Genomic DNA, 11851 nt, shown 5'->3' with positions numbered 1-11851 from the left:
CCCGCAAAAGCAATCGCCCAGGCATACAGACGGCGCTGGGATATAGAAATCTTCTTTCGTTTCCTCAAACAGGAATTGAATGTCAGTCATCTGGTCTCTTTAAACAAAAACGGCATACAGGTCATGCTATATATGACCCTGATTACCGCCATGATGGTGTTGATCTATAAAAAAGCCAACAACATTGGATACAAAACCGCCAAAAGAAGGTTTTCGATGGAGGTCCGGGACTTAGCCATTGCCCTGATCGTAGTCCACTGCGGAGGAAATCCTGATCTGTTTTTCAAAACATAAAAAATGGCCGGAATTTCTTCCGACCATGACTGGGCTCTCGTCCGGCATTTTTTGGATTAAATCCTAAAAGATTATTTCCTGCTGTAAGTATCCAACGTTGCTTGCGGGAAGGAACGGAGGATGTCGGCCATTGTGTTTTTGATCATCGTATTCTGATCTTCTTTCTTGGTTGGCGCCTTCACTTTTCCGGAAGCCCATCCCTGCCATACCATACGCTCGGTGCCTTTCTGGTAGATGTTCAGGATGAAACGGCTTTCCTGGTAGTTGTAGGTCGAGATGTTGTTACCTCCGCCGTACCACCACATGTAAGGCGAGTACATATTGTTGGAGCGCACTTGCTGGCGGTCCTTCACGTCGGTCATGAACCGCACCACGATTTCGGGGTTCTGCTGATCGAGTTTGTAGCCCTTGGCTTCCATCACTTCCACCACCGCATCACCCAACCGGCGTCTGTTCAGTTCGCTGCCCAGCAACGGGTCCTGCTCCATGTTATGCTCAGCCTCCACCTTGAACGTTTTGAATTGTTTAAGGTTCACCGCGGAATCGTAATCGTAACTGACTTGAAGGGCATTGCTACACGCCATCATGAGTACACCCGCCACAACCGCCATACCAGCGGATTTTATCAACTTCACTATGGTTTTCATTGTGTTTTGAACGTTTGGTTATGTTACACTACTCTGACAGTTTCAGAGGGGATTTGGTTTAAATGCCTTCGAAACATCTATTAAACTTATAAACATTTAAAACTGATATATCAATCCTGAAAATCCGCAAACAAAAACGCGCCCGGGTTTTACCGGACGCGATGTACTGGGAATATATAAGGGACCACGAACTTTAATGACCTATCCTAGACGTGCTTATAGTCAGGATGTTTGTAAGGAGCCCGGTAGGCGCGGGCCAGCAATGCATTGGCTTCTCTATCTCCGACAATTTCGCGTTTTATTGGGTCATAAACAATCGAACGGCCCGTTTTCATCGAAAGATTTGCCAAAATGCAGCTGGCTGTCGAGATATGCCCTTCCTCGATGTCGGCAACCGGTCTGGAACTCTTCTCGATCGCGTTCAGGAAATCGAGCATATGCAGCCGTGTCGCGGGCGCTGCGTTCAACTCGATTTTGTCTTCTTTGAGATCCTCAGGGTATTTTTCTTTTTCGTAAACAACATCCTTGTGAATCTTCTCGCCCTTGCCCTGGGGAATGAAATCGTAGGCCATCGTACTTGCCCAAAGCGTTCCTTTTTCGCCGTACAGCGTGAACGACCACGGGTAATCCGGGTTGTTAGGCGTTCCCCAGGTCCGGTGCTGCCACACGCAGTTTAGTCCGTCGTATTCGAAAATCGCCGATTGCGTATCGGATATATTAGACTTACCTTCTTTTTGCACATAAATACCACCGGTCGAGGAGATTTTTTTCGGCCAGCCCAGTTTGAGCATCCAGCGCACGGTGTCGAACATGTGTACGCACATATCGCCCGTGATACCGTTGCCATATTCCATGAATGTCCGCCACCAGCGCACGTGTGGCGAGCCGTCGTATGGGCGCAGGGGCGCGGGGCCGGTCCATTTTTCGTAATCCAGGAAGTCGGGAACGGCTTCAACAGGCGGATTACCATTGGCGCGCATGTGGTAGTAGCAGCACATTTCGACATGCGAGATCTTCCCCAGCAGGCCTGCGTCCACAATGTTTTTCTTCGCGTCGATTAAATGCGGCGTGCTTTTCCGCTGCGTACCTACCTGTACTACCTTTTTATATTTGCGGGCCGCTGCTACCATCGCCTCCCCTTCCAGAACATCCACGCTGATCGGCTTCTGCACATACACGTGTGCGCCTGCCTTCACCGCGTCGATCATCTGCAATGCGTGCCAATGGTCGGGCGAACCGATGAGCACAATGTCCATTTCATTCTCGGCCAGCATTTTTTGGTAATCGCCGTACAATTTGGGCGTCTTACCCGATTTCTGCCGCTGGCTCACCAGCTTGCCTGCTTCGTTCAATTGATTTTTATCTACATCGCACAATGCGATCACCTCTACCGGCGCTACCTGAATCAATCTGAAAAGATCACTTTTGCCATACCAACCCGTGCCTATCAATCCCACACGCCATGTTTTGGCAGGGTTGATCAGGTCCATTCCCTGCGCTCCGAAAGTTGAAAGTGCCAATGCAGCCGTGGCCCCGTGGAGGAAATTACGGCGGTTGATATTGAAAGTATTCATTCGTTGATTTTGATTGGTTTTAGGAAACTGGCCAATGCCATACGAGGGTAAAAGCCCGGAGAACGGGACGTTTTACTTTTAAGGGGAGATTATTTTACATTTGCGACACTTACAACTCAACTTCCTGCATTCGATATGGTACTTACAATCCAGCGTTTGTATGCAGTCAGAATATTACCCTTTTCAGGCCGACGATGATCTGCTTTACTTTGAATTTTTGAGCGTCAGCTACAACAAAACAATTCGGAAAGCTGTGCTTTTTACAGAATTCCAGTACAGTAACGGGCTTTTCAATCTGGCACTGTTAGATGTGCTTCCGAATGGAGAACTAAGTGACATTGCTTCCCCGGAAAACAATCTCGACTTAGAAAAAGTCATGTCGACTGTGTCGCAATGTATACGTATTTTTTTGGAGCGATACCCTTACGCCGAGATAAAGATCCAGGGTAACACACCCGCCAAGAGCCGTCTATACAGGATGGTTCTTGGAAAAGAGCTTTCAAATAATTAAAAGTATTACGGAATTTATGGTGACAGCGGCGCTGTTGTTGAGCCATTTGAGCTTAACAAAACCTATCAAGTTTACATTATAAAACTTAAACAGCGATGAAAACACCGGTTGAGAGTTTTGAAGAACGCAAAAAAAGAGTCCTTGCCGACCCCAGGGTCCAGGCGATTCTTAAAGAAAAAATGGAAGCCACCCGGGAATTTGTCGAAAGCGGCGGGCTCGAAAGGCTTCGTGCATTAAAGCGGTAGTCTATTTCAAAAACTTGTCAACGTTCCCCTTATCCACCAACTGAAAAGGAATCAGCACCTCCTTCTCAAACGCCTCTTTCTTAGCCGCCTTCACCGCGGTTTCAATCGCTTTTCCGCCCTGCTCCTTCGCGTTCTGGAAAACGGTGGCGTCCAAAGTTCCTTTTTTGACAGCTTGTAATGCATCAGGAATCGCGTCTACGCTGACTACCAACACTTTCCCTTTTAAACCTGCGGCTTCCAGCGCTTTCACGGCGCCCATACCCATTTCATCGTTCTGTGCGAAGATCGCGTTGATTTTATCTCCGTAGGATTGGATCCAGTTTTCGGTGAGGGACATTCCCTTGGCACGGTCCCATTCGCCGGTCTGTTCGGCAAGCAATTTGAGGCCCGGATTAGCTTTCAGGATTTCCTTCGCGCCATTGTCGCGCCGGATTTGTGCGGCCTGGCCCATAAAGCCGTGCATCATCAGCACATTGCCTTTGCCGCCGAGCTTTTCAGCAATGTATTTCATGGCAATGCGGGCGGATTCGGTGTCGTCGGAGCCGACGAATGCGGTAGGTTTCGCGGAAGTCTCGGAATTGACATTGATAATGGGAATTTTCGCGTCCATTGCCAGCTTCACAGCCGGGGAGCTCGCTTCCACTTCACAGGGATTCATGATGATCGCGTCGACACCCTGGCCGATAAAGCTTTCCACCTGCTCCACTTGCTTTAATGCCGAACGTTCAGCATCCACCGTGATCAGTTCCACGCCCATTTCCTTCGCCTTCGCCTCCATCGCATCGCTCACATTCACGATGAATTCATTCTGCATGCTCAGCATCGTAGCCCCGATCACCAGCTTGTCGCCTCCATCCGAGCCGGATTCTTTATCAGATGATTGGTTACAGCTATTCAAAAGAACTGTGGCAAAAAGCGCAGCAAAAAGCACGTTACGTTTCATAAAAATGTCATTATGCCATCGGCAGTTGGCCGTCAGCGGTCTATTTATATTAATCAATCCTTCTTCCCCAACCCATCCAGCACCACGGCCCCGATAATAATCACCCCCATCACAACCTGCTGATAATACGAAGTCACATTCAGCAAATCCAGGCTGTTACTGATCACGCCAATCAGCAATGCGCCAATCAAAGTGCCGGTCATGGTTCCGGTGCCACCCGAGGTGCTGGTACCACCGATAATGGCGGCCGCAATGGCGTCCAATTCGAAACCGGCACCGGCATTAGGCTGACCGGTGGTAATGCGGGAAGTGAGCAGGATACCTCCCAATGCAGAAAGCAACCCGCAAATGGTATATACCCACATTTTGACACGGTTCACACGTATACCCGACGCGCGGGCAGCGGGCTCGTTCCCCCCGACCGCATACATGTAGCGCCCGAGGATGGTTTTGTTTAAAACAATGGAGCAAATTGCAAATGCGACCAGCAGGATAATGATCGGAAACGGGATACCCGCGATATTCCCTCCACCAATGAAATTGAACTCGTCCGAAAGATTCGAAACCGGCCTTCCTTTGCTGAGAATCAATGCCAATCCGCGGCCGATAGTCATTGTCCCTAATGTGACGATGAATGGCGGCACTTTGCTTTTGGTAATCACCAGCCCATTGAATGCACCCATTGCAGAACCGGCTCCGAGCCCGATGAGCAGTGGGACCACAAGCGGGTAAGTATCCGGATGCGCGAACGAGGCCGCAGCTACGCCGGTTACCGCCACCATCGAACCGAGCGAAAGGTCAATCCCGCCGGTAATAATCACAAAAGTTACACCAAATGCCAGCAATGCATTGATCGACACCTGGTTACCAATGATCAAAAGGTTCGAAATGGTAAAAAATTTCGGCGTACTTAATGCCAGCACCAGGCATATCAATGCGAATGCGAGAAAAATGCCGTACTGGCCTAGTTTGGAGAATCTGTTCATTCGTTTGTACGAGTCTGTAACATGGTTCGGTTTTGACCGCCGACCGCTGACGACCGACCGCCGATCCCATTTGAGAGACAAATATTTTTGTTATGATATCCACCATACGTCAGATCCGCAGTCGGCGGTCCGCGGTCGGCCGTCGGCGGTCAAAACCATCACGCCACCGCATACCGCATAATCAACTCCTGCGTTGCTTCCACCTTCGAGAGCAATGCCGTTTGTTTGCCTTTGGATAAGACCAGTATCCGGTCGCTCATTCCCAGGATTTCCGGCAGTTCCGATGATATCATGATGATCGCCATGCCCCGGTCGGCGAGGCTGCGGATCAGTTTATAAATTTCAAATTTTGCCCCAACGTCCACGCCGCGCGTCGGCTCGTCGAGGATGATGATCTCCGGCGACGCGAGCAGTACTTTGCCGATGACGACTTTCTGCTGGTTTCCCCCGCTTAAATACGTTACATGCTGACCGGTACCGGCCGTTTTGATCTTCAAATCGGCGATCATTTTTTCAGTGACCGATTGTTCGCTGTGTGTGTCTATAAATCCACCTTTGCGGTGATTGCTCATGCTTGAAAGGGTGATATTGTCCTTCACCGACATTCTCGGAATAAACCCAAGCCCTTTCCTGTCTTCACTCACATACCCGATTCCCCGCCCGATCGCCTCGCGTGGCGTACGTGCACGAAGCGGAGATTCTTTGACCGTGATTTCTCCCTCGTCCCATTTGTCCAGCCCGAATATCGCCCTCGCGATTTCGGTTCTCCCGGCGCCCATTAAACCGGCCAGCCCCAGTATTTCACCGGATTTTACATTAAAACTGATACCTGAAAACTTGCCCGTCCTGCCCAGGTTCCGCACCGAAAGTACTTCCTTACCCACAGGCTGCGTCGCTTCCGGGAACATCTGATCGATCTCCCGGCCTACCATCATCGCAATCAACGCATGCTGATCCAGCTCGGCCGCACTTTTGGTACCGATGTATTTCCCGTCGCGGAGCACCGTAATGGTGTTCGAAATCCGGAATATCTCATCCATTTTGTGGGAAATGTAAATAATGCTCACACCTTGCGCTTTCAGATCGCGGATTATACCGAACAAAGTGGCCACTTCTTTATCCGAAATAGCCGAGGTAGGCTCGTCCATAATAATCACTTTGGCATTGTTCGAAATGGCTTTCGCAATCTCCACCATTTGCATCTGCGCCACGCTGAGATGTTTCATTTTTGCCTTTGGAGCAATGTTAACCCCCATTCGATCAAGCAATGCCGCCGCCTGCTGGTTAATCTCCGAATCATTCAGCCAACCCGATAGCAACCCGCTTTTACCGGAAACTTCCCTTTCCCTTCCCAGAAAAATATTCTGCGCGACGGTCAGCTCCGGAATGATCAGGATTTCCTGGTGGATCATGGAAATGCCTTTTTTCAAAGTCTCATTTACATTGTTTCCGACCAGATTCTCATTTTCAAGCAAAACTTCCCCCGAATCCGGTGACACCAGCCCGATCAGTATTTTCATGAAAGTGGATTTCCCGGCCCCATTTTCACCCATTAGGGCATGTACTTCGCCCTTTTTGAGGTCAAAATGAATATTGTCCAACGCCTTCACGCCGGAGAATGACTTCGAGATTTCCCTAACCCTTAGAATGTAATCGGACATAGCAGTATCGAAACTGAGGCTTTAACCTTCCCATCGTAGGATCCGGTTAAAGCCTCAGATTATGAATGCATTATTGGATTAACCTTCCCAATGTACGCCGGTATCTTTCCAGCTTTTGGAAGCCGCCGATTCCAGTACCGCTTCGCACACTTTCTGTGTTTCGTAAGCGTCTTTGAAAGTCGGTGAGCAGGGTTTTCCGGTTTGAAGGCTTTCGAAGAAATCGGCTGCCTGGTGAATGAACGAATGCTCATAACCAATGCTCGTTCCCGGGATCCACCAGCGCTTCATGTAAGGCTGATCGCCGTCGGTTACAAGGATTGAACGCCATCCGCGGACAACCGAATCGTCATTGTGATCGAAATATTCGAGGCGGTTCAAATCGTGCAGATCCCAGCGAATGGAAGCATGCTCGCCATTGATTTCAAAAGTATAAAGCGCCTTGTGGCCGCGTGCGTAACGCGTCGATTCAAACAAGCCCAATGAGCCGTTGTCGAAATGGCAATGGAAAATACAAGCGTCGTCGATGCCTACTTTCTGTACTTCGCCGGTGCCTGCGTGCTTGCGCTCTTTAATGAAAGTCTCGGCCACCGCCGAAACATCCTTAATACCGCCATTGATCCACATCGCCGTGTCGATACAGTGCGCGAGCAAGTCGCCGGTTACGCCGGAGCCTGCCGCATCCACATCGAGGCGCCAGGTAGCGGTTCCGCCTTGTGGTACATCCGGGCTGATAGTCCAGTCTTGCAGGAAGTTCGCACGGTAATGGAAAATGCGGCCCAGTTTACCCGAATCCACGATTTGCTTTGCCAAAGTAACCGCAGGCACGCGGCGGTAGTTGTACCAAACCGTGTTTTTAACGCCAGCTGCTTCAATCGCGTCCACCATCGTTTTGGCCTCCGCCAATGTACGCGCCAATGGTTTTTCGCAAAGGATCATCTTGCCTTTTGCAGCCGCTGCCAATGCAATTTCGGCGTGGGTATCATTGGGTGTACAAATGTCCACTGCGTCGATATCGTCGCGCTCGATGATCCGGCGCCAGTCGGTTTCGTACGATTCGTAGCCCCATTGCTCGGCGAAAGCCTTCACTTTCTCCTCGTTGCGGGAACAAACCGCCGCCAAAACAGGACGATATTCGAGCTCAGGGAAAAAGTCCCCGATTCTTTTATAACCATTGGTATGCGTGCGGCCCATCAAACCGGAACCGATCAGGGCAACGCGAATTTGCTTTTTTTCAGACATAAGGTTTTGTTGGTTGGGGCTTCCAGCGGATTGCTTCGAGCCTTAGGTTTTTGGAATATTTTTGACCGCCGACGGCCGACCGCTAACCGCCGATTTTGGTACTTTTACCAGTCGGCAACTACAAGCGATCGGCGGTCGGCCGTCAGTGGTCAGCGGTCATTACGCTTGCCACCCATGCGCGTTACGCACTTTCACGAGCGCAGCGAGGATGTCGTTCCAGGTTTCCTGCTTGTACATTACCTCGTTGGGGAACATACAGCCGTCCCAGCAAATGTGACGGAATGCGCGGGTAAGTTCGCCTTTGTCGTCGCGGAGCCAGAAACCGGCGTGGTGTACGATGTCGAGCTTGCCGTTTGGATCGGTAGCGAGGCAGTGGCGGCCGGTTTTATCGTGCGAGCCGGTGCCGTGAACGGTTCCGTCGTTTTGTGCTACGTGGAAATCGATCGTCCAGGGGCGCAGCGCGGCGGTCATTTTTTTGAATGCTTCATCCAAAGTCGCGCGGTCGTCCCATTGGAAATCGGCCGGCAGAATGCGGTCTTCCGGCGCATTGTATCCCAGCAGATAAAGGAATGTATGCGACATATCAGCCTGGAAACCTACATTTGGGCGGTCCGTTGCTTCGAGCGTATCGATCATCGCTTTCCAGCTGTGCATACCGCCCCAGCAGATCTCGCCTTCGGCAGCCAGTCTTTCACCGAAATCAGCAGCCACGTCGGCAGCACGGCGGAAAGTTTCCGCGATTTGCTTGGTATTGCCTTTCGGATCAGCCGACCATGCTTCCGGCGAAGCAGCCGAGTCGATACGGATCACACCACCCTGGCGCACACCGGCGTCGCGGAGCTGCTTGCCGAACTCGCATGCCTTACGCACCTGCTCCACAAATGTGTCGCGGGCATCTTTGGTACCCAATGCCGATCCCGCCCACACGTTCGCTACAAGGCTTCCGGCTTCCAGGTTATAGCCTGCCAGCTTGTCGGCCAGGCGTTTGCCGCCGTCGGCTGCATTCAAATATTCGCCGATATGCTCGTCGAACAAGCCAATATCGACGCCATCGAATTTTACGCCATCCACTTCCGCAGCGGCGGTTTTTTCGAGCAATGTATCAAAAGGAATAATCGGCTCTGAATCAGAACCTTTACCTACGATGCCAGGCCAGGTGGCATTGTGGAGCTTGGGGAAATTATTTTCAGGCATGGTTTGAGGAATTTTAGTTTTTTACAATACTAAATCAGGGTTACCCGGACCGAAGTGTTTCAAAATCACAATCGGGTCATTTTTCGAAGAGTTGGTGATTGTAACACCTTCGATTGCAGCAGCTTCGGTTACGAAATATTCGTCGTTGGTCAGCTGCCCGTAGCGGATCAATGCAGGGGTTTCGATATCCCACACACCGAATTTGCCGTGGCCCTGCATTACGATCATTCCGTATGCACCGCCGTCTTTGATGGTTACAGTTTGTCCCGGGAAAACGGTCAGTTCCTTAGCGCTGTAAGCCTCGTTTTTATAGCAAATCCAGTTTTCGCTGTATCCCTCTGCTTCCATCTCGGCCACATCTTTTACCGGTTTCGGGCGCATGAAGTGCTTTTCCATCAGATTAGGATTCACATTCAAATCCCAGTCGATCACTTCCATCAACAGGTCGTAATCACCGATTCTGTCTTTCGGCGTGCCTTTCCAGAGCAATTCTTCCGGAATAACAGCCTCGTTGACAAGCGATTGATACATTGCAAAAATATCCGATGCTTTCTGAGGCTCGTAAGTGCACAAGCTGCCCGGCGCGTGCAACATGCCAGGAGGAACATCCCAGCCTGTGCCCGGTTCAAGACGAAACGCCTGCGAGTAGTTGGTAATCTTGTTGTCACCCTTGGTGAAGTTCATCAAACACTCTTTGATCTGCTCTTTGGTAGTACCGGGAGCGATACCAATGAATGTGTATGGGAAATCACCGCCGTGGTTGTTCAGCTGAGGCGGGAAATAATAAGCTTCCGGCTTTCCGTTCTGGCCCACCATCGCGGCGTGCTCGTCTCTGTGGTGAATGTGGTGCGGGAGCGGCCCCATGTTGTCAAAAAACTTGGAGTACATCGGCCAGCTTTTGTATTGATCCCAAAGTCTGTCGCCAATGATCTGACCTTTCAGCTCTGCTACCGCGTCGCGCAATGTCACTTTCTGTACTCCTGATTCATCTTCCAGAACTATCTGGCTCAAACCTTCATTTTCGCCTGTAAGCGGCCCGTTTTCCGCAGGAGTTGTGGACGACAACCAACGCTCATCGATACCACCACGCTCACCACCGAGTATGTAATAATCGTCGGGGTGCAATTTGATCCTGCGGCCGGGAACGCAAAACGAACGCGGCACCCATGTCGGCGCCAGACGCAAAATGCCTTTTCCCTGCTCCAACGCCTTCTCAGCTATACTTGAAAGTCCCATTGTTTTTGTATTAAAGAATTGGTTTTTGGTACAAATATTGGTGCGATGCACCGGTTTTTACTTTTGTTTACAATTGTTGCGGTGCGCTGCACCTTCGTGATTTCGCCTTGGTGCAGAGCACCGTAAGATTTGTAGGTGCAGCGCACCGTGAGAATTGTTACAAACATTACGATACATTCACTTTCAATTCAAAATCCTCGATCTCCTCTTTCGCGGTCAAGATGCTCAGTTCGAGGTCGTACTCCCGTGTTTCTTCGGGTTGAAGGAAAATCAATGTCCCGTCCTCCCGCGCCTTGGCTTGCCCCGATAGCGGGTGCGTACTTGGCTCGATGCCAGTAACATATTCGCCTTTGCCCCAATGCTGCCAGTTGGCGAGCCAGGGTAGTTGTTCCTTTTTAAATTTCAATGCGACAGCCACACCCAGCTTTTCATTATGTAATCCACAAATGCTATCGCCGAAAATATCTGCGTCTACATCGATCAATGCAACTTCCTCTCCGCTGCCGAGGTGTGATTCCAAAGGTGCAGGTGCTTTTTTGAATGCATTACCTTCTTTGAAAATCTTCGCGTTTTCCTCACCGTGGCGTGGATGCCATTGCCCGTTCCAGAGAATGTCCGTACCCTCGTCTACGATCGGCCAGCCGAAGTTGAAATGGTACAGCAGCATATGCGGTGCAGCAGTGTTGGCTTTGTTGATCACTTCGTCGTGAATGCGCAGTTTCGCTTCGCCTAATGTGGCCGAAATGGTTCTTTTCAGTTCCAGACTCGGCCCGAAAGGGCGCGTTTCGCGGATAATGCCGGTTATGCTCATGTCATATTTTCCGGCGCGCAAATCAGGCTGGACGATGGAAATGATCTCGGCAGGCTGATTACCGATGAGGCCGTGCAGGCCGCGATCGCCGAATAGGTCCGACTCGGGTCCCCCCGCATGCGAGAGGCCGCAGGTGGTAAGCAGGCCACCGCCGAATGTACGGAGCCAGTCGATGCCTTTGTCCGAAAACGGTTGCGGCGAAGTAATGCCGCCGTGACTGATCCACGCCAGGCTATGCTGGTTGTAGAACGCCTCGGCAATGTCCATCGCGCGGTCGATCACCACTTTGAAGCGCAGGCCACCGCCGGTATTGATCCACGCAATGCGGGTACCACGACCAGCGCCATTATCCAGCACGGAAGTTTCGATACCGCCTACTTGCACATGGTTCGATACCTTGGTCTTCCAGTCTTCTGCATGCTGTTCAATGCCTTTCGAATTGCCGATCTCCATTATATCTTAATTAAACCCGTAATTATCTAAACCTAAAAAAGGCGCAAAATGCCTCGC

Annotated in this window: 12 protein-coding genes; 3 read left to right on the top strand and 9 right to left on the bottom strand. The window is 50.7% G+C overall.

All coding sequences use genetic code 11. From position 1 onward, the window contains the following. On the top strand, window positions 1–294 hold a 294-nt coding region (locus BLQ88_RS31525; RefSeq protein WP_143016793.1), incomplete at its 5' end, for a transposase. A 71-nt stretch (window positions 295–365) separates the two neighbouring features. On the opposite strand, the gene BLQ88_RS31520 is transcribed toward BLQ88_RS31525, so the two are convergent. Together BLQ88_RS31520 and BLQ88_RS31515 are read right to left on the bottom strand one after the other, a co-directional pair. After that, window positions 366–941 (bottom strand): DUF4136 domain-containing protein, encoded by a 576-nt coding sequence (locus tag BLQ88_RS31520; protein WP_090156998.1) that lies wholly within the window; start codon window positions 939–941, stop codon window positions 366–368. A 206-nt stretch (window positions 942–1147) separates the two neighbouring features. Next, entirely contained in the window at window positions 1148–2515 is a 1368-nt protein-coding gene (locus BLQ88_RS31515; RefSeq protein WP_090156997.1) for a Gfo/Idh/MocA family protein, read from the bottom strand. Between the two features lie 160 nt (window positions 2516–2675). Here BLQ88_RS31515 and BLQ88_RS31510 point away from each other — a divergent pair, with 160 nt between their 5' ends. Next, the gene (locus BLQ88_RS31510; protein WP_090156996.1) at window positions 2676–3026 is read left to right on the top strand and encodes a DUF6934 family protein; all 351 of its coding nucleotides are present in this window, start codon (window positions 2676–2678) and stop codon (window positions 3024–3026) included. Window positions 3027–3121: 95 nt separating this feature from the next. Continuing rightward, window positions 3122–3271, top strand: coding sequence for a hypothetical protein (locus BLQ88_RS36930; RefSeq protein ID WP_176885169.1), 150 nt, complete (start codon window positions 3122–3124; stop codon window positions 3269–3271). A 1-nt stretch (window position 3272) separates the two neighbouring features. Here BLQ88_RS36930 and BLQ88_RS31505 read toward each other — a convergent pair whose 3' ends face one another. The 7 genes from BLQ88_RS31505 to BLQ88_RS31470 all read right to left on the bottom strand — a co-directional run bounded on the left by BLQ88_RS31505 (window position 3273) and on the right by BLQ88_RS31470 (window position 11794). Beyond that, the gene (locus tag BLQ88_RS31505; RefSeq protein ID WP_090156995.1) at window positions 3273–4214 is read right to left on the bottom strand and encodes a sugar ABC transporter substrate-binding protein; all 942 of its coding nucleotides are present in this window, start codon (window positions 4212–4214) and stop codon (window positions 3273–3275) included. Between the two features lie 53 nt (window positions 4215–4267). Then, window positions 4268–5200, bottom strand: a complete 933-nt coding sequence (locus tag BLQ88_RS31500) for an ABC transporter permease (protein ID WP_090156994.1) — start codon at window positions 5198–5200, stop codon at window positions 4268–4270. A gap of 158 nt (window positions 5201–5358) precedes the next feature. Beyond that, window positions 5359–6861: a sugar ABC transporter ATP-binding protein gene (locus tag BLQ88_RS31495; RefSeq protein WP_090156993.1), complete on the bottom strand. Its 1503-nt coding sequence runs from the start codon at window positions 6859–6861 to the stop codon at window positions 5359–5361. Window positions 6862–6939: 78 nt separating this feature from the next. After that, window positions 6940–8100 carry a Gfo/Idh/MocA family protein gene (locus tag BLQ88_RS31490; protein ID WP_090156992.1) on the bottom strand — a complete coding sequence of 387 codons (1161 nt, stop codon included), beginning with the start codon at window positions 8098–8100 and terminating at the stop codon, window positions 6940–6942. Between the two features lie 159 nt (window positions 8101–8259). Beyond that, window positions 8260–9294: a TIM barrel protein gene (locus BLQ88_RS31485; RefSeq protein WP_090156991.1), complete on the bottom strand. Its 1035-nt coding sequence runs from the start codon at window positions 9292–9294 to the stop codon at window positions 8260–8262. Between the two features lie 21 nt (window positions 9295–9315). After that, window positions 9316–10530 (bottom strand): class I mannose-6-phosphate isomerase, encoded by a 1215-nt coding sequence (locus tag BLQ88_RS31480; protein ID WP_090156990.1) that lies wholly within the window; start codon window positions 10528–10530, stop codon window positions 9316–9318. A 166-nt stretch (window positions 10531–10696) separates the two neighbouring features. Beyond that, entirely contained in the window at window positions 10697–11794 is a 1098-nt protein-coding gene (locus BLQ88_RS31470) for an aldose 1-epimerase family protein (RefSeq protein ID WP_090156988.1), read from the bottom strand. Between the last annotated feature and the right edge of the window lie 57 nt (window positions 11795–11851).

The sequence above is a fragment of the Dyadobacter soli genome, from assembly GCF_900101885.1.
GTDB lineage: Bacteria > Bacteroidota > Bacteroidia > Cytophagales > Spirosomataceae > Dyadobacter > Dyadobacter soli.
The sequence above is the reverse complement of the archived record's forward strand: the minus strand, read 5'-3'. Positions and strand labels throughout refer to the sequence as shown.